Here is an 18,583-nt window from a genome sequence, read left to right on the forward strand (position 1 = left end):
GCATACTGATATGATAAAAAGATTTCTGATTCCAACAATAGTTGCCGCTGCATCGATTTTATCGTTCCAATCCTGCAAAAAGCTTTTGGAAACGCAGCCAACAGATTTTCTGAGTCCGGATGAATTTTTTTCCAGCAAGGAAAATTTAACCGCCACACTAACAGGGGTATACAGCACGCTAAAAAACAACGCGTTGTATGGTGACAATTACCAGCATTTGATAACGGCTACTACCGATGAACTGGTTTATGCCACTTCCGGTAATGTACCAAAGGTACCCTGGTATAACGCCACATCGGCCGATGCGCAGGTGGCAAGTGTGTGGGCCACCCTCTATACCGGAATTGACCGGGCAAACGTGGTACTGGCCAATCTGAATACGCCATCAAAGATCGAAGAGGAAGAGAAAAGACATATCGAAGGAGAAGCAAGGTTCTTAAGGGCCTACTATTACTTCATGCTTACACAATGGTACGGTGATGTACCCTTGAGGACCAAGCCTACCCAATCCCCGCAGGAGACAAATATGCCTTTTACAGCTTCAAAAGCAGTCTATGATTGGGTGATTGACGAAATGACTGCTGCCGAAGGGCTGCTCCATGATCAAACAGCCACTACATTCGATTACACGGAAAGAGTAACGCAAACTGCCGTTCAGGCGGTATTGGCAAGGGTATGCCTCTATGCCGCGGGTGCGCCGGTAAACGACAGCAGGCGATATACAGACGCCGCAAAATGGGCCAGAGAGGTCATCAATTCCGGATTACATAAATTGAACCCTGACTACACACAGGTGTTCAAACTGCAATGTAAAGACCTGTACGATGCCGCTTATAAAGAAAGCATATGGGAAGTGGGGTTCCAGGTAAATTCGGGTACGCCTGAACAAAGCTCTCCCGGCCAGGTGCGCGTGGGCATACCGACCAGCAGCGACGTTGCCGGCAAAAACGACGGAAGGCTTTTTGTATACCCACGCTTGTACAGGACCTACGAATCCTTTGCCTTTACCACGGCAACCAATGCGGTATCAGATGCCTCGCCTGATCAGCGGCGGGACTGGTGTGTTGCACCTTTCAAATACTCCGGCGGAAATGCAACAACAGCACCCGCACAAAATCCTGTTGCATATAACCTGTATTACACGCGCTATCCCGGGAAATGGAGGCGAAGTGAAGAAAACGCGCCGCGCATTGCAACACAAAGCCCAACAAACTACCCTATAGTACGTTATGCAGATGTGCTACTGATGCTGGCCGAAGCAGAAAATGAATTGAACGGCTACCCTACGCCTGAAGCCATCAACCTGGTCAACGAGGTGAGGGCAAGGGCCTACGGAAAGCTCAATGGAAGCAGAATAATAACCGGGATAGCGGTAACGGACCAGGGAACAGGATACGTTACCCCGCCAGTAGTGACCATTACAGGCGAAGGCGGCACAGGAGCAACCGCCCTTGCTGAAATTTCCGGGGGGAGAGTGACCGGCATCAGGGTGACGAACCCCGGTAAGGGATACCCTGCCAGTACAACCGTAGCAATTACCGGCGGTGCGGCCGCAAGGGTGATCTTAAATGGCGACGGGGCACTAGGTACCGCGCAAACCGCTGGAAAGGAGGCTTTTTTAAAAGCCATCCAGGATGAACGCCTGATGGAACTAAATGGTGAATTTTTACGGAAGCAGGACTTAAAGCGCTGGGGAATCCTGCAATCAACCATAAAACAAATGGGTACCGAGGTGATATCCGGCAGCAGCGACCTGAAGCCGGATGGCACACCGGTTGTACCTGCAGCCAAAACGCCGTTCGCACCCTCAAATGTAACTGTAACACACTATACAAACCCCGCCAACAATATTTCGGACAAAGACTATAGGCTGGCCATTCCGCAAAAGGAAATGCTGTATAATAATCAGGCTAAACAGAATAAAGGCTACTGATGGAATATTCATTTATGAAATTTAACGATGACGTTATGAAAAAAACAATATTGGTTCTATCCGTGTCAGGCTTATTTCTCACAGCTTGTTCGGAAAAAGGCATACAGGCGCCAAATGATTTTGAGGTGGCTATAACAAACGCAAAATACAAAGCGGGTGACAGCGTTCAGTTCAATATATCGGGAAATCCTGACAACATTACCTTCTATTCTGGTGAGCCGGGGAATGAGTACGACAAACGGGACTTCTTCTCGTCTGAAGAAGGTACGCTGACCTTTCAATTTAACAGTCAGACCCGCGCTGGCGCAACATTACCAAGGAATATCGCCGTATTGATCTCCACGGATTTCACCGGGGATTACACTGAAGAAGGAGTAAAGGCGGCTAAATGGACAGATATTACCAGCAGGGCGGTACTGCCTGCCAATACCGCGTCCAACGCAGACGTAGTATCGGGAGAGATCAACCTGGACGATCTAAAAGTGAAAGGCAGCCCGATGTACCTGGCTTTCCGGTACGTTTCAGAAAATGCCGCCGGTACCGCACAACGGTATTGGAATATGGGCCGAATGCTTTTGATCAATAAAGTTCCGGGAAATAGTGATTTTGAAATTACCGCAACCATTGAAAAGGGATTTTTCCAGGTTGTTGAATTTCAAGGGGCAGACAATAAGTGGACAATTAATACGGGAACAGCTACTTCTCACAGGTTGATACATACCGCCAATGCCATCAACAAAGAGCCTGACGACGATTGGGTAGTGAGCCGCGGTTTCCAGGTATTTCAAAGTTTAGGTAATAAAAAGAATGCAGTGAATGTGAAATCCATTACGGGCGGCACGCCAGCAACTTTCTCCTGGCTATACTCAGCTCCCGGTACTTATAAAGCAACCTTCATAGCATTAAATGCCGATAAAGACGTGCAAAAGGAAGTAATAAAAGAAGTATGGGTTACTATAGAATAATGACCGCTAACATGAAACTGATCTATACAATAGCATTGACCGTGGCAGTTTGTGACCTGCCTGCCCAGCAGGTAATACCAAAACCATTTGTATTTGGGCACAATAAGGATGTCCCTTTGGCTGCATCAGTAATAGGAGCATCTGATTTTCTTTTTATGGATTGGGACGGCGATGGGGACAACGATATGATGACCACTAGCGGTGGCGCCATCAAACTTATAGAAAATATCGGCACCAAAAAGAAACCGAGGTTTAACAATGTATTTATACATAACCATGTGGTGCTGAAGGATGCGCGTGTTGGCAGGTTTTTTTCCCTGATCAGGCATTCCGGTGTAAAGGAGCAACAAGGCTTACCATCTTTTATTGCTTTTGAACGCCATCATCAGGTGAGTGACGCCGGTAAAAAGCAGCTCGCGCTTCATATGTTCATCCCCGCACGGCAGCGAGGCAACACAACATGGAAGGTGCTACAGGCATTTGACCCTGATGGTAAGCCTGTCCAGGATTTTCTGGATAGTTGGGTTAGCCCCACATTAGATGTAGCCGATCTGAACGGCGACGGGAAAGATGATCTTATTGTTGGCAGCTCACATCCACGGATAGCCCAGCCCTCTTTCAACTTTACCGCCGGTTATAACAACCCCCAGAAATCGTGGGATCCCTACTCCAGCCGCCTCTATATTATGTACAACAGGTCAACGCCTGACAGCCTCATCTTTGACAACCCGCTTCTCATTGAAGCTGATGAAGCGCCGGTTTCAGTATTTGGTTTCCCCTATCCCATTGCCTTTGATGTGGATAGAGACGGGTTGACGGACCTGGTGGTAGGCCAGCATAAACCCGGCCTGATGTATTTCCGCAATGCAGGAACAAAAACGCAGCCCAGGTTCACTTATGCGGGGCTGGTTACAAACGGGCATAAAGCCCCCATATCAAGCATCATGGCCATCCATCCCCGTTTTGCAGATTTAGACGGAGACGGCCGCCAGGAGCTAATTGCCAGCACCTATTTTGGCTGCGTGGACAATATGCTCCGGTTTACACCAAAGAACACCGGCTGGGCAGAACAGGGACCGTTGATGATGGCCAGTGATAGCAATACTCCGGTGATGCCGCAAGGCATTGGCACAATAGAACCTATTGACTGGGATGGAGACGGCGACACAGACCTGGTTGTTGGTTCCGAACCGGCCGCACCAAAAGTGATCATCAATAAAGGAAGTAATGCAAAACCGGTTTGGGAAGTGCCCGCGCCTTTGAAATTTGTGGACGGAAGCAAGCTGGAATATTATAGTATTGACTACGGATTGGGTTCAGTATGGGGGCCAATGGAATGGTATATGGAGCGCGTACTCCCCAGGCTTGCAGACTGGGATGGAGACGGTATCCTGGATATGTTGACCGGCTCTATGGGGCTAAGGCAGCTGTTCCTGAAAGGACGGATGGTTAAAGGAGCGCTTCGTTTCGAAAAACCGGTAGTGTTAAAAGTGGAAGGAAAGCCACTGGCAGCCGGCCAGCGGGTGCAACCTGCGGTGCTCGACCTCGATGGGGACGGACACACTGACCTGATCGCCCTGGATGACCAAAATATACTTAAGCGCTGGCCAGGCAAAGGAACAGACGAACTGGGACAGCCGCAGGCTTTTCTTGGACATGATGGGAAACCCCTTCAAATTAAAACCCGCATTCTCGATATCGGTCATGGCCGCTGTTCGTTTACAATGACCGATTGGGACCTGGACGGTAAGCCCGATCTTCTCGTATATCATGCCTTTGACCGCAAGCGCGGCGGGATCTTCTATTATAGGGCATCAGACAAACCCATGCAATTTGAAAAGCCCGTGAAATTATCAAATCTACTCTCCTTCCACAATGGCGGTATCGCGCTGTCTGATTGGGACGGAGACGGGTACCTGGATATATTCACCGGAGGCGACGGCGGCCACCTCGGCAAATCTGCTGTACCAAGGGGCAAACTCTTTCTCCTTTCAGGAAAAGAGCTGCCTGTACCGCCTGCAATTCGCAAATCAGCACCTATTACTGCAAAGAAATAATAAACATCCATAACAACTGTATAGCAATGAATAAAATCACCGGACTAGTTGCCGCAACATTTGCAGCTTACCACGAAGATGGTAGCATAAACCTCGATATCATCCCGGCCATTGTTGACAAAATGATAGCAGACGGGCTTGCCGGCGTATTTATTTGCGGCACCAATGGAGAGGGGCCAAACTTAAAGACAGAAGAACGAATGGCCATTGCAGAGGCCTATGTTAAGGCTGCGAAAAAGAGGATACTGGTATTGGTACATGTAGGGCACAGTTCAATTTCGGAGTGCCGCAAGCTCGCTGCACATGCCGAACAAATAGGCGCAGACGCAATTTCATCCGTTGCAGCATTTTATTTTAAGCCCGCTACGGTCAGCAGTCTGGTTAAATGCATGGCCAAGATTGCAGCCGCTGCGCCTAATACCCCATTTTACTATTATAACATCCCCACCCTTACGGGAGTTGCATTAGACATGGTCAGCTTTTTAACGTTGGCTGAAGATGCCATCCCTACACTGGCGGGTATTAAATACACCGCGTCTACATTGCATGAATACCAGGCATGCCTGAACTATAAGGACGGCAAATTTGATATTCTGTTCGGGTATGATGAAATGCTCCTTTCGGCGCTTGCTGTTGGTGCTAAAGGCGCAATTGGCAGCACTTATACTTTTGCCGCACCCATTTACCATCAGGTCATCAAACTATACAATGAAGGTAAACGGGAACTGGCCGCAAAATGGCAGCTTCATTCGGTAAACATGGTGCGTTGTTTAGTGAAGTACCCGCCAATACCGGCGCAACGGGCCATCATGCAGATCAAAGGGCTGGAGCTGGGGGATTGCAGGCTACCGCTTGAGCCTCTTTCTGCCAAGGATACACAGGCTTTCAAGGCGGAATTAACCGAAATAGGCTTCTTTGACCTTGTGAGCTAACATCAGCTGAACAGAACTTTAGGGGCATTGATGATCGGCAATAGCTTTTCACAGAATACCCCGCGTTGTCTGCCTAAATGGGAGGCCGCTCTTTAAAGCGGCGTTGGGGATCGGTTTGCAATCAATAAAACCCTGACCAATATGACAAAAAACAACTTTTTCCGAACAAAAACAGATCTATGCATCAAAATTGCATGCGTATTCTCATTGATCCTGCTAACCGGGGCAGCTTGTAAGAAAACAAATATGCTGCAAAGCATTGTTTCTTCACCGGAGGAACAGGTAGAATCCCTATCACCAGCCGCAGGGGATTTTACAACATTTGCCTTCAATACGCCGATAAAATTATTTGACGGCGGCAGCGGCGTTTACCACTCTTATCGCATCCCGTCCATTATCAGAACAAAAAAAGGGACTTTGATCGCCTTTTGCGAAGGCCGGGTAAATAACAACCGGGACTATGGAAACATCAACCTGATCTGCAGGAGATCAACAACCAATGGCAGTGGCTGGGGACCGGAGATACTGGTAAAAAGCAGCGCCGGCACCTGGGGCAATCCTACTGCGGTTGTCAATCAAAGCGATGGGAAGATATGGTTGTTCATGTCTTATAATGACGCCGGTTTAAGCCAGACCGGTGAAAACGGAACAACGAAGATTACCCAGCCAGGTCAGCGAAAAACCTTTGTTTGCTACAGCACATATGCTCAGGATGGAAATGTATGGTCTAACCCTGTTGACGTTACCAATGCCGTTAAACCACCAAATATGGTATGGGATGCGGTGGGTCCGGGAATTGGCATCCAAAAAAGGTTTGGGAGTACTTCCGGCCGGTTGATCATCCCGGCCATCAACCGGAATATATATAGTGACGACAATGGAAGCACATGGCAATATAACCCCATGCCGGGCGGCACATCAGAAGGCACTATAGTAGAACGGTTGAGTGGTATGCTGATGAGGAACGACCGTGGCGTTGGCTCCACGGAATTCTACCGCTATAAATCTGTTGGCGGCATCGGTACCAGCTGGAGCAATTTTGAAAAAGTTACGGATCTGCCAGACCCGCATTGCGAGGGCTCTATCTTAAGGTATACAGATTCCCCCAGCCGCATTATTTTCATGAATTCAGCAAGCCAAAGTACGAGAACTGCCATGAGAATAAGGATATCCACTGATGAAGGTATTGGCTGGCCTGTCAGCAAGGCCATTCCTCAGAATGGTACGGGAAATGCCAAGCTGGGAGGCTATAGCAGCCTGGTAAAGACGCCGGATAATATGATTGGGGCGCTGATCGAATTCAATGAAAACACCTCGGACAGCGACAATAGCCATCGCAGTATTTATTTCTATAAATTCAACCTTGCCTGGATCACAGATTGATCAACTATTGGACGCCTGCCAGAAGAATATAAAGTAGCCACAACTTAATCGTACAACATCTTTTGTGCTGTCAAGATTAAGTTGTGGTTACTCTAGTACCGCCCTAGATCCGTATCACCCATTTTTTGAAAGCCAATAGCACTGTAGCCCGCTATCGACAATCCGTCTACAACGCTGTTGGCGCAGTTACCCACCAGAGCAGTGCTCACAAGAACTGAAGCAAAAACAGGGAAACTTGCTCCCGATTTAAATCCAAAGCGTTTCTACATTTATGACTAACTTTAGATTGTATCAGTACTTAAACCATTTCTTCAAAACCGCTTCCTTATGCGGGGCTGAAAAACTAAAAATCGAAAATGGCTGTTCGGGGGGTATATTGCTGCTTTCCTGGGAAAGATTTTGCGGGAGTACCTACTAGGAGGCAATCCTTCCAGTTTATCGAATTTTACCTACGAGGATATGCTATCCAAAAAACAAGCGTCTGGATAAATCGAATAGTAATTACTTTGATCGGAATGTGTTGGGTTTAAAATTGCTTTGTCTGCCTAACAAAAATTCTTCGATATGTCTACAAGTCGCAAAGAATTTATTCGTAATTCATTTTTGCTCGCCGGAGCGGCAGGGTTCAATATACCATCGCCATCGGAGTTAAGCGAGAAAAGATTTCCCAATGCAGAGGGTGATCGGCTGGTCTTATTGGGCACTCAGGGCGGCCCTTTCATTCGCTCTTACACACAAACTCCTTCTGCTAACCTTATCGTATATAAAGACATCCCCTTTGTTATTGATACCGGGTATGGCACAACGTTTAAACTGAAAGAAGCCGGCATCAATTTGTCAACGTTAAAATATATTTTCATTACACATCTTCATTCCGACCACTATCTTGACCTTGGCCCGTTATTATACAATGCCTGGATAGCAGGGTTAACGGAACCAATAAATGTTTACGCACCTGCTGGTATACGTCCTTTACTGAACGCATATTGGGAATCGAACCGCTTTGATATTGACACAAGAATTAAAGACGAAGGGCGGCCAGACATAAGAAACCTTGTAATAGCCTATGAAATTACGGAAGGTATACAGGTAGCACACCCGGATTTTGAAATCAGTGCTATAAAAAACATACATCCTCCAATTGATGCCAGTTATGCATTCAAATTTAAACTCGGCAAAAAGATCATTGTTTTTTCGGGAGATACCGCCTATCATCCGGCGTTAGCAACTTTTGCTTCCGGGGCCGACTATCTTATTCATGAAGTGATGTATAGCCCTGCTGTCGACGAAATAGCCAAGAGACGCCCCAACGCCACTAAATTAATTGCGAGCATCAAATCGCATCATACATCAGCAGAAGATGTGGGCCGTATAGCTAAAGCAGCGAACGTAAAAACTCTTATTCTAAATCACTTTGTTCCTCCTGATGACAAATCGCTAAACAACCAGATTTGGATTGATGCGGTGCGCAGCACTTTTACGGGGACTATTATTGTTGGAAAGGACCTGCAGCAATTTAATTTTTAAATAAATCCATGGCTATATTTTCGTTTGTTGGTAGCCGTTACTTCCTCAATACAGAAATAAAGCATATTGGTTATCAATAATTTAGGCAACACAAGGGGCAAAATGGGGGCAAAAAGCGGGGCGATTCTTCCTTAAGCGTTAATTTCAAGCTTATATCCCTTGCCGCGTATAACAACAATGTTGATACTGGGATCAGGTTCCAGTTTTTTTCTAAGTTTTGAAATAAACATATCCAGGCTGCGCCCCACAATAACACCTTCGTCTTCCCATATCTCTTTTTGCAACCGGCTTCTTTCTATGGTCTGGTTAGGCGACAAAGCGAAAATGAGCAATAAACGCGCTTCCGTGGCAGTCAGATCTACGGTGTTTTTATTTATTACCAGCTGCCGTTCCTGCGCATTAAATACGGCCGATCCAAAAGTTAAAATACCGGTATTTTGTTTGCCAGGCTCGGCTTTTCGAGGTTTAACCGATCCCCAAAAAACGAAACCGACAAATGCTAAAAATGACAGGCTGCCCAGAAGATATCCCTTCTTTGCGGCAACCATGCCTGTCGGTTTAAATTTAATGTTGACCATGTAACATCCCCTGGGTTGCACTCTTCCTTTACAAGCTATAATATCATCTCTTTTATTGTTGGATATAGCGTATCCATAGACTACACTGGAGTTGCTGCAGTTCAGAACATTAACAACATAATCACTTGCGAGAGGGTCATTGGCCAACAAACGCCGGGTTGTATTCACCAGCGAGTCCGGTTGAAAAGTAAGCTCATTCTCAAAGCTGATCTGGTATTCATTTTCAGCGATCTTTTTTATCGGGAGCACCCTTGATCTACTGTCACCCGACTGTGTGAGTAATTCGTCTCCTATCTTCCGAAGCAAAACTTCCCTCCTGGCGATACCAAAACTGTCACCGCCCGCAATATTGAAAGTCAAGCACATGACAAATACAAAAAGGAGCAATATCACCCCAAAAAGGTATTTGCGTTTTCCGGAAAGTAGATTTCGGCTATAAAACATGCCCATTTACGATTTATTTACAAAGGTTACACTTTTATTTACAATCCAAATCCCCCAAGTTGAAAGACATCAAAGTAATTTAGCTAAATCAACTTTGCCAGGATATGAAAAACAAAAAAATGCCTTAAACAGATCTGATTTATCAGGAGATAGATTTATGTTAATTAAACTTACAAAAATTATGAAAAAAGTTATTTATGCGCTGATCTTACCGCTGGTTGTGGTAAGCGGACTAGTATTCGCTAATCGCGAAATCAAAAATGATACTTCTAAAAAATCAACCCCAAAACCCCTCTCTGCTGCTGAAAGGGAAGCCGAACGGAAGAAATGGGAGGCTACCCCTGAGGGTATTAAGTTCAAAAAATGGAAAGCTTCTCCCGAAGGTAAAAAAGTGCTTTCCAGTGCTGAAAAAATAGGGAAGCATACAAGAGCTTCTACCAATATGGAGGCTGTTGTAACCTCTCTTTCTCTTCCACCAGGCTCCCGATTAGGTTTCGGAGTGATGGTCAGGATTAATGGTGACGATTATATTGTAACATTTCAACCGGAAAAGTCTCAACTTGAGCAATTGCATAGCCTGAAAGTTGACGACAAAATAATTATAAGAAGCCATAGTGTATCATACGCACCCAAGTATTCATATCCAATAATATCGGGCGACTATGTAGAACGGGATAATAAAATAATTTATAAACGTGCTCCGCGCAAAGACGGTTGCTAAGTACGTAAATTATAAAATACACACAGGTATATACTTTGCTCCTGATAGTTACTTGTCCCTCTGGATGTATTGAAAATCAATGATCTGGAGGGACAAAATTCAAATAAAATCGGGCGCCTTTTTTACCCGCCACTTACAACATATGTATATTTATGGTTTTCAAATAGTTAAATACACTACTTGCCGATACAGAACTTCGAGAAAATATAATCCAGTCTATCCTCATTCGTCACCTCCCCGGCTATATCCGCCAGAAAATGCAAGCTCCGCCTTATATCCAGCGCCAGCAAATCACCCGGCAACCGGTTATCCATGCCGCTCTTCACATCTCGCAATGCCGCATACACCTCCTGCAGCGCCGCATAATGCCGTACATTGGTGATGATGGTGTTTTCGGTGTTGATGGACCCGCCCATCACATGGGCCACCAGCTTCTCCTTCAGCTCATCAACATGGCCGTGTTCTTTAGCGGAGATGAAGATCACGCCTGGCACCAGGCTAAATTTGGCGCGGGCTTCTTCAAAACCGGGTACATCTGCTTTATTCCCAACCAGCATAAACTGCAGCCCTTCCTTGTCAAACTCCCGCACCTGCGCCAGCAGTTCGTCTACTGACAGCTCGGCCACGTCAAAGAGGTAGAGTACAATTCCTGCTTCGCGCATCTTTTCGAGAGACTTTTGCACCCCGATGCTTTCTATGGTATCGGTGCTTTCGCGGATGCCGGCGGTGTCTATGAGGCGAAAGAGGATGCCGCCGATATTGAGCACTTCCTCAATGGTATCGCGGGTAGTACCGGCAATATCACTGACAATAGCGCGGTTCTCATTCAGGAGGGTATTGAGCAAGGTAGACTTGCCCGCGTTGGGGCGGCCTATGATGGCGGTATTGACGCCGTTTTTGATAACGTTGCCGGCTTTGAAAGACTGTACCAGGCGTTCCACTTCAGCCAACGCTTCATTTACGAGCGTGTAGAGCGCGCGGCGGTCGGCAAATTCCACGTCTTCCTGACTGAAATCCAGCTCCAGTTCTATCAGGGCGGAGAATTTGATCAATTGTTCCCGGAGGGCGAACAGCTCGCGGGAAAAGCCGCCGCGCATCTGCTGCATGGCAGTTTGGTGGGAGGCGGCGGTGTTGCTGGCTATCAGGTCTGCTACAGATTCTGCCTGTGTGAGGTCCAGTTTGCCGTTGAGGAAAGCACGCTGGGTAAACTCCCCCGGCCGGGCCATGCGGGCGCCGCCGGAGATGCAGGCTTCGAGTACCTGCTGCTGAATATAGGAGGAGCCATGGCAGGATATTTCCACCACGTCTTCTCCTGTGTAGGATTTAGGGGCACGGTAGAGGCTGACCACCACTTCGTCTATCACCTTGCCGTATTGCTGCAGGCTCCCGAAATGAAGGGTATGACCGGGCTGTTCCGCCAGGTTCCTGGCTGGGAACAGTTTGTCCGTAATATGAACAGCCTCCGGGCCGCTCAGGCGGATAACGGCTATGGCGCCTACTCCTGGCGCGGTTGCAATGGCTACGATGGTATCGTCATGTCCTCCGGTTTTTCCAATCATAGGCCGAAATTAACTAATCCTGCGTTACGCACGAAAAGGAGGGGCCCATAAAAAAATTCCCCCGGCTGATGGCCGGGGGAACATTATTCCTACTAGCGTGAGACTGTGTCTGTGTACTATTCTTGCAGGGTAAAGCGGATGGGCAGGTTGAACTGCACAGATACCTGGCGTCCGTTTTGCTTACCTGGTTTCCACTTCGGCATTTTTTTCACCACGCGGATGGCTTCTTCTTCAAGACCACCACCTTTGGGCGCGCCTACGGTTTTCACATCCTTGATGGTACCTTCAGAGTCCACCACAAAAGATACGAATACCGTACCGGAGATACCGTTTTCCGTTGCCATGGGCGGGTAACGGATGTTGTTATTGAGGTACTTGGCCAGCGCCTCTTCACCACCCGGGAAGGTAGGAGGTTGTTCCACGAATGTGAAAATCTCGTCTTTCGGGGGAGGTGCGGGAGCGTCGATTACACCGGTACCTTTACTGTCGTTGATCAACCCGGGGTCAATACCGTTCGGGTCGCCTTCTACGGTTTTGGTACTTACAGCTTTATCTTTGATCTCTTCGATCTTCACCAGTTCCTCTTCTTCTTTTACTTCTTCATCTTTCTTGATCACCGGCGGTGTAAACTGCACAGACGGCTTCACCGGCGGCGGCGGTGCGGGCGGCGGAGGCGGCGGAGGCGGTGTTTTCGGATCATCCGGCAACTTTACGTCCTCCAGTTTGATATCCTCCACAATCGGCTTCTTTACCATTTCCGTGTTGTCGCCCTTTGCATTTAAATAAATGAAATAGCCGCCAACAATCAGCAGGGCCAGGCCCGCCGTTCCCAGAATGGAATTCCGCACGCGTTTGTCGTACTTCTTGCGAAGTTCATAAGCACCGTAGCTCTTGTTCCTGTCTTCAAACAGGATGTCAAGAAAATCGGTCTTAAGGATTTTAGCTGAATCCATTGTTACATGTTTATTGATGGATGCAAAAAAATTAGTTTTTCCATACTACTGTATGCCGTTGGTGGCCTCAGTAGACTTGATCCATTGCTTGTCCTGGTCGCTGATATCCACCGTTGCATAACGCTGGATACGGTTAATAGCCATTTCATCCAATAAATCTACAAAGTTCTTGTATGTGGAGCCGTCATCTGCCTTGATGATCACTACCACATCCTCGGGCTCTCCCTTGGCGTTTCTCAGCCTGGCCACTTCATCACGCTTTTTGATGATCACATCGCGGATGCCGTTGGTATTGGCAAAAGAAGTTGCTTTAAAGAAGTCCGGGTTACTGGAGGCATTGGGGTCTTGCGCCAATCCCTCGTAGTAATAAACCTGGTCTTTTTTGCCTAGCAGGATGGTGAGCGCAGTGCTTTCCTTCACTTTGTTCTGCTCCTCTTCCTTCTCGGTATCCTTGGGCATCACCAGGTCCATCGTTTTCGGCTTAGACATAGTGGTGGTGAGCATGAAGAAGGTGATCAGGAGAAAACCCAGGTCCACCATCGGGGTCATGTCAACACGGGTAGAAAGCTTTTTGGATTTCGTACCCTGGTGTTTCTTACCACCGCCACTACTGCTGGTATCCATTTCAGCCATGGTAGCATACTTTTTTTTGTTGAAATAATTGTACTAACGGTCCCCCCGTTACTACTTTTTCCTTTCCTGCGCTTGCTGCTGCTCTTCGTAAATGGCAGCGGCAGAGCCTGCAGGTTTCGCTTCCAGGTTGGTTACCAGGTTCAGCTTCTGGATCTTCTTTTCTTTGAAAGTGTCCAGTATCTTTTTGATAACCGGGTAAGGCACGTCATTGTCCGCCTGGATGCAATACTTCAGTTTGTTGTTCATACCACCTTGCGCAGCACGGGCATATTCGATCCATATGGCCAGCTCGTTGTTGGCTGAGTCAATGGGAATGCCTTTCTCGATATTGGTGGCTTTACGCTGGTCCGGGCTCATGTTCAATACCTGTTTCAGGTTCTTGAAGTCCGTACCTACGCTTGAGCCAACTACGAAGTTGCTGATCTCTTTTTTCTCCAGCCCAAGTCTGAAGTTGGTATTGAGATCTTCTATGAGCTGCTTTCTTTTGGGCTGACCGTCCATGCTAAAGAACACCCTGCCATCCGCTGCTACTGTCAGCAGAATAACATCGGAATCAGGCAGTAACTGGGTATTGATAGAAGACGGAGTAACCACGGCCACCGGCTCGTCCGGTTTGAACTTGGTTGCCAGCATGAAGAAAGTCAGCAACAGGAACGCTACGTCACACATCGCCGTCATGTCGATGGCCGTGCTTTTCCTGGGCATTTTTACTTTTGGCATCTTTACTCCTTTTTAATTTGGTTCACTTATAAGATTCAATTCCCCGCTAATTCCACAGATAATTTACGAAAATTATTTGTGATTTGCGGCGAAGCTCTGTGTTAAAGTAAAACCAGACTCGTCGATAGCATAAGTGATGCTGTCGATATTGGTAGTGAAGTAGTTATACATGATAATTGCCACAGCGGAGGTACCGATACCCAGGGCGGTGTTGATCAGGGCCTCAGAGATACCCAATGCCAGCTGGGCAGAGTCAGGTGCGCCACCGGAAGACATCGCCGCAAACGCCTTGATCATACCCAGTACCGTACCGAACAGACCCAGCAGGGTAGCCACGGAAGCAATGGTAGACAGGAACACCAGGTTTTTCTCCATCATAGGCAGTTCCAGCGCAGTGGTTTCTTCAATTTCGTTTTTGATAGACAGGATCTTCTGGTCAGTGTCCAGCTCGGTGTTGGAGATCATCTCCTTGTATTTCCTCAGACCGGCTTTGATCACGTTACCTACGGAACCTTTCTGTTTGTCGCACTCAGCCAGGGCTGCGTCAACATTCTTGTTGGCCAGGTGGTACTGCACTTTGCGCACCAGCTCGGCGCCACTGAATTTACCTTTGGCTTTGGCCAGGTACAGGAAACGCTCGATCACGAAAGTCAGACAGATCAACAGTACTGAGATCAGGATGGGTACGATGGGACCTCCTTTATGTACAGTACCGAACCATTTGCCGATACCTTCCTCAACAGGGTGATTTGCAGGATTGCCGCCCTGGAAGTTGTCAGGATTACCCAGTACGAGGGAGTAAAATACATAAGCAATGGCGATGCAAATGGGCACAGCCAGCAAAGCAAACAAGTTGGACGACTTTTTTGCCTGGTGTGAAGAGGTTTTGGCAGCAGCTGCAGTCACAGTTGTTTTAGTCTCAGCCATGTTGATTGAATTTTAGTGTTAAAAATTAAACTGTTTGTTTGTTAGTAATTAAGATTTAGATCGATTGTTTATTGAAATCCACGCCCTTAGCGGCTCATAATCAGTGATTCGCAAAGTTATAAGCCTTACTCAAAAAAACAAGTGTCACCCAAAAAATTTAACCAACCCTACAAAGCCCCACAGGTGGGGCATTTCCATCTTCACATCTTTGTTGAGCAAACACTTAAATAAACAAAAAGAATAATATTGTTCTTACTGTCCCTCCAACCTTAGTCCGTGGCAACCGAAATCGATTGATTTTTTTTCAAAGTTGGACGCACAATTTAAGAAAATTTCCAAATGTTCCAACTAAATTTTTAAAACCACTTATTTCTGGTGCTGCCACCTCATTTGGGCAATTTACGGCTTTTTATTTCCGCTCTTAACATCTTTTTGCACATTTGTGGATTTTAACGATTTTTTATCAACCTTTCCCCTTTCTTTTGCCATCGCTAAATCTGTCTTAACCGTCTTAACAAATCAAATAAACCAACACTATTCCCATGCATTTACAGCGTAATTTTGCTGCTGCGCTGGCAGGCGTGATGTGCGCAACCTGCTTGCTCACAGCCACTTCTACCCTGGCCCAGCGGAAGAAAAAGGAAAAAACTCCCGTACCTGCCACCGCTCCCGCCAAAGACTCTACCGCCCGCCCGCCAATGGGCCCCGGCGGCCCGCCCAAAGCAGCGCCCAAAAAGTTCACGGACGTTATTACACCCAAGGCCAAAGCTGACTCCGGCATGTTTAACGTATACAAACAGGATGACAGGGTATTCGTTGAGATCCCGGACCAACTGCTGGGCCGGGACATCCTGGTGGTAAGCCGCATGTCCAAAGCGGCCGCCGGCATGCGCGTGGGCATGTTCGGCTTCGGAGGGGACCAGATCAACGAAAACGTGATCCGTTTCGAGAAAGGCCCCAACAACCGCATATTCCTCAAGAACATCTCCTTTGCCGAAAGGTCCAAAGACTCTACCCAGCCCATGTTCATCTCCGTGATGAACTCCAACATCCAGCCCATTGTGGCCTCTTTCGACATCAAGGCCTTTTCAAAGAACAACAAGGGCGCCGTACTGGATATGACTGATTATATCAATGGTGATAACGACATCCTTTTCTTTGACTCCCGCCTGAAGTCGCAGGTAAAGCTGGGCTCCCCGCAGGCAGACAAATCTTATATACAGGACGTAAGGTCTTACCCGGAGAACCTGGAGATCAAAACTGTAAAGACCTACACCAGAAGCGGTTCTTCCCCCATGCCGGGCATGCCGCCCGTAGGCGGCGGCTACGCCACGGTGGAGCTGAACAGCTCCCTGGTACTGCTGCCCCTGGTACCCATGCAGCCCCGCTATTTTGACCCGCGCGTGGGCTACTTTGCCACCAGCCTTACTGACTTTGACGCAGACCCGCAAAGCGTAAAAAGGCTCACCATGGTCACCCGCTGGCGCCTGGAGCCCAAAGCGGAAGACATGGAAAAGTTCCGCAAAGGGGAGCTGGTGGAGCCCAAAAAACCCATCGTGTTCTACATAGACCCGGCCACCCCGGAAAAATGGCGCAAATACCTTATACAGGGGGTGAACGACTGGCAGTCTGCCTTTGAACAGGCGGGTTTTAAAAACGCCATCTACGCCAAAATGGCCCCCACGCCGGCGGAAGACTCTACCTGGAGCCTGGAAGACGCGCGTTTCTCGGCCATCGTATACAAACCGTCCGAGGTGCCCAATGCCAGCGGCCCGCACGTACACGACCCCCGCTCAGGCGAAATACTGGAAAGCCACATCAACTGGTACCATAACGTAATGCGCCTGCTCCGCAACTGGTACTTCATACAGGCTTCGCCCAACGATGCGCGCGCCCGTAAAATGCAGTTTGATGACGAGCTGATGGGTGAGCTGATCCGCTTTGTATCTTCCCACGAAGTGGGCCATACCCTGGGCCTGCGCCACAACTTCGGCTCCAGCTCCGCCTACCCGGTTGAAAAGCTGCGAGACAAGGAATGGGTGAAGAAGAACGGCCATGCCGCCTCCATTATGGACTATGCCCGTTTCAACTACGTTGCGCAGCCGGAAGACGGCATCACCGGGGCAGACCTCTACCCCCGTATCAATTACTACGACAAATGGGCCATTGAATGGGGCTACAAGATCATTCCCGGCAAAGATGCAGACAGTGAAAAGCCCATCCTGAACCAGTGGACCATTAACCGCCTGCAAGACAAAAAATTCTGGTTCGGTACGGAAACCAACCCTGACGATCCGCGTTCACAGAATGAAGACCTGGGAGACAATGCCATGAAGGCCAGCGCCTACGGTGTAAAGAACCTGAAACGCATTGTGCCCAACCTGATGGCCTGGACCCGCCAGGACAATGAAGGCTACGCCACGCTCAACGAGCTGTACACTGAAGTATGGGGACAGTATTACCGCTACATGGGCCATGTGGCCAAGAACGTGGGCGGCATTTACGAAACGCCCAAAACCGTAGAACAGGCGGGCGCGGTGTACGAAGTAGTGCCAAAAGCCATGCAGAAAGAAGCCGTGCAGTTCCTGCAGGCGCAGTTCTTTACCACGCCCACCTGGCTGCTGGACAAAGACATACTGGCGCGCATCAACAGCAACCCCGCCACGCTGGTGCTGAACCGCCAGGAGGCCGTTCTTGGCCGCCTGCTGGGAGTGAATACGCTTACCAAGCTGCTGAATGCCGAAACCATGTACAGCAACACCTATACGGTAACCGAGTACATGAACGATATGAAAAAAGGCATTTTCAGCGAGCTGTATTCCCGCAGGCCAATAGACATTTACCGCCGCAACCTGCAGAAAGCATACGTTAATACACTGGGCAACCTGCTGAGGGCGCCGCAATTGCCGGCCGGTTTCCCGGCCTCCATGGCCAGCCTGATGCCTAACCCGCAGAAGTCTGACGTGTCTAGCGTAGGCCGTGCCCAACTGGTGTCTCTGCGCAACGATGCGCGGGCCGCTGCCGCCGGTGCCGGGGATAATATGAGCCGCTACCACCTGCAAGACCTTGCAGAAAGGATCACCGAACTGCTGGAACCGAAGAAATAGAAAGCATACTGGGATATAACAAAAGGGGCTGGCCGGCATTGCGGTCAGCCCCTTTTTATGGCAACAGGGATGAAAGTACCCATTTGGGGCGCAAACATGCACCTATCAATAAATTTTCTTAATATCGCCCCTACATTATTCGTC

At 48.2% G+C, this 18,583-nt stretch carries 14 protein-coding genes; 8 read left to right on the forward strand and 6 right to left on the reverse strand.

Annotated elements, in window-relative coordinates; genetic code table 11:
- Positions 1-10: 10 nt before the first annotated feature.
- The 6 genes from D3A97_RS03600 to D3A97_RS03625 all read left to right on the forward strand — a co-directional run bounded on the left by D3A97_RS03600 (position 11) and on the right by D3A97_RS03625 (position 8,797).
- The gene (locus D3A97_RS03600) at positions 11-1,933 is read left to right on the forward strand and encodes a RagB/SusD family nutrient uptake outer membrane protein (protein ID WP_119076721.1); all 1,923 of its coding nucleotides are present in this window, start codon (positions 11-13) and stop codon (positions 1,931-1,933) included.
- Positions 1,933-2,898 carry a DUF5017 domain-containing protein gene (locus D3A97_RS03605; RefSeq protein WP_119076723.1) on the forward strand — a complete coding sequence of 322 codons (966 nt, stop codon included), beginning with the start codon at positions 1,933-1,935 and terminating at the stop codon, positions 2,896-2,898. Before D3A97_RS03600 ends, D3A97_RS03605 begins: the two co-directional genes overlap by 1 nt.
- An 11-nt stretch (positions 2,899-2,909) precedes the next feature.
- Entirely contained in the window at positions 2,910-4,955 is a 2,046-nt protein-coding gene (locus D3A97_RS03610; protein WP_198673851.1) for an FG-GAP-like repeat-containing protein, read from the forward strand.
- Positions 4,956-4,981: 26 nt separating this feature from the next.
- Positions 4,982-5,887 (forward strand): dihydrodipicolinate synthase family protein, encoded by a 906-nt coding sequence (locus D3A97_RS03615; protein WP_119076727.1) that lies wholly within the window; start codon positions 4,982-4,984, stop codon positions 5,885-5,887.
- A gap of 141 nt (positions 5,888-6,028) precedes the next feature.
- The gene (locus tag D3A97_RS03620; protein WP_119076729.1) at positions 6,029-7,270 is read left to right on the forward strand and encodes a sialidase family protein; all 1,242 of its coding nucleotides are present in this window, start codon (positions 6,029-6,031) and stop codon (positions 7,268-7,270) included.
- Positions 7,271-7,834: 564 nt separating this feature from the next.
- Positions 7,835-8,797: an MBL fold metallo-hydrolase gene (locus D3A97_RS03625; protein ID WP_119076731.1), complete on the forward strand. Its 963-nt coding sequence runs from the start codon at positions 7,835-7,837 to the stop codon at positions 8,795-8,797.
- A 131-nt stretch (positions 8,798-8,928) separates the two neighbouring features.
- Here D3A97_RS03625 and D3A97_RS03630 read toward each other — a convergent pair whose 3' ends face one another.
- Positions 8,929-9,825: a winged helix-turn-helix domain-containing protein gene (locus D3A97_RS03630; protein ID WP_232825839.1), complete on the reverse strand. Its 897-nt coding sequence runs from the start codon at positions 9,823-9,825 to the stop codon at positions 8,929-8,931.
- Here D3A97_RS03630 and D3A97_RS03635 point away from each other — a divergent pair.
- Positions 9,818-10,540, forward strand: coding sequence for a hypothetical protein (locus D3A97_RS03635; RefSeq protein WP_232825840.1), 723 nt, complete (start codon positions 9,818-9,820; stop codon positions 10,538-10,540). The genes D3A97_RS03630 and D3A97_RS03635 overlap by 8 nt on opposite strands.
- 176 nt (positions 10,541-10,716) lie before the next feature.
- Here the strand turns inward: D3A97_RS03635 and mnmE are convergent, their stop codons facing one another.
- The 5 genes from mnmE to D3A97_RS03660 all read right to left on the reverse strand — a co-directional run bounded on the left by mnmE (position 10,717) and on the right by D3A97_RS03660 (position 15,332).
- Positions 10,717-12,099: a tRNA uridine-5-carboxymethylaminomethyl(34) synthesis GTPase MnmE gene (mnmE, locus tag D3A97_RS03640; protein WP_119076733.1), complete on the reverse strand. Its 1,383-nt coding sequence runs from the start codon at positions 12,097-12,099 to the stop codon at positions 10,717-10,719.
- A gap of 116 nt (positions 12,100-12,215) precedes the next feature.
- Positions 12,216-13,052, reverse strand: a complete 837-nt coding sequence (locus D3A97_RS03645) for an energy transducer TonB (protein ID WP_119076735.1) — start codon at positions 13,050-13,052, stop codon at positions 12,216-12,218.
- A gap of 45 nt (positions 13,053-13,097) precedes the next feature.
- Positions 13,098-13,685 carry an ExbD/TolR family protein gene (locus tag D3A97_RS03650; protein WP_119076737.1) on the reverse strand — a complete coding sequence of 196 codons (588 nt, stop codon included), beginning with the start codon at positions 13,683-13,685 and terminating at the stop codon, positions 13,098-13,100.
- Between the two features lie 51 nt (positions 13,686-13,736).
- Entirely contained in the window at positions 13,737-14,405 is a 669-nt protein-coding gene (locus D3A97_RS03655; RefSeq protein WP_119076739.1) for an ExbD/TolR family protein, read from the reverse strand.
- Positions 14,406-14,477: 72 nt separating this feature from the next.
- The gene (locus D3A97_RS03660; protein ID WP_119076741.1) at positions 14,478-15,332 is read right to left on the reverse strand and encodes a MotA/TolQ/ExbB proton channel family protein; all 855 of its coding nucleotides are present in this window, start codon (positions 15,330-15,332) and stop codon (positions 14,478-14,480) included.
- Positions 15,333-15,874: 542 nt separating this feature from the next.
- Here D3A97_RS03660 and D3A97_RS03665 point away from each other — a divergent pair.
- Positions 15,875-18,439, forward strand: coding sequence for a zinc-dependent metalloprotease (locus D3A97_RS03665; RefSeq protein WP_119076743.1), 2,565 nt, complete (start codon positions 15,875-15,877; stop codon positions 18,437-18,439).
- Positions 18,440-18,583: the final 144 nt, after the last annotated feature.

The organism is Chitinophaga alhagiae (assembly GCF_003568665.1).
Lineage (GTDB): Bacteria > Bacteroidota > Bacteroidia > Chitinophagales > Chitinophagaceae > Chitinophaga > Chitinophaga alhagiae.

Coding starts and splice junctions, on each gene's coding strand:
- D3A97_RS03610 (WP_198673851.1), top strand. CDS start 2,910: ATGAAACTGATCTATACAATAGCATTGACCGTGGCAGTTTGTGACCTG.
- D3A97_RS03630 (WP_232825839.1), bottom strand. CDS start 9,825: ATGGGCATGTTTTATAGCCGAAATCTACTTTCCGGAAAACGCAAATAC.
- D3A97_RS03620 (WP_119076729.1), top strand. CDS start 6,029: ATGACAAAAAACAACTTTTTCCGAACAAAAACAGATCTATGCATCAAA.
- D3A97_RS03665 (WP_119076743.1), top strand. CDS start 15,875: ATGCATTTACAGCGTAATTTTGCTGCTGCGCTGGCAGGCGTGATGTGC.
- mnmE (WP_119076733.1), bottom strand. CDS start 12,099: ATGATTGGAAAAACCGGAGGACATGACGATACCATCGTAGCCATTGCA.
- D3A97_RS03655 (WP_119076739.1), bottom strand. CDS start 14,405: ATGCCAAAAGTAAAAATGCCCAGGAAAAGCACGGCCATCGACATGACG.
- D3A97_RS03625 (WP_119076731.1), top strand. CDS start 7,835: ATGTCTACAAGTCGCAAAGAATTTATTCGTAATTCATTTTTGCTCGCC.
- D3A97_RS03605 (WP_119076723.1), top strand. CDS start 1,933: ATGGAATATTCATTTATGAAATTTAACGATGACGTTATGAAAAAAACA.
- D3A97_RS03615 (WP_119076727.1), top strand. CDS start 4,982: ATGAATAAAATCACCGGACTAGTTGCCGCAACATTTGCAGCTTACCAC.
- D3A97_RS03645 (WP_119076735.1), bottom strand. CDS start 13,052: ATGGATTCAGCTAAAATCCTTAAGACCGATTTTCTTGACATCCTGTTT.
- D3A97_RS03660 (WP_119076741.1), bottom strand. CDS start 15,332: ATGGCTGAGACTAAAACAACTGTGACTGCAGCTGCTGCCAAAACCTCT.
- D3A97_RS03635 (WP_232825840.1), top strand. CDS start 9,818: ATGCCCATTTACGATTTATTTACAAAGGTTACACTTTTATTTACAATC.
- D3A97_RS03600 (WP_119076721.1), top strand. CDS start 11: ATGATAAAAAGATTTCTGATTCCAACAATAGTTGCCGCTGCATCGATT.
- D3A97_RS03650 (WP_119076737.1), bottom strand. CDS start 13,685: ATGGCTGAAATGGATACCAGCAGTAGTGGCGGTGGTAAGAAACACCAG.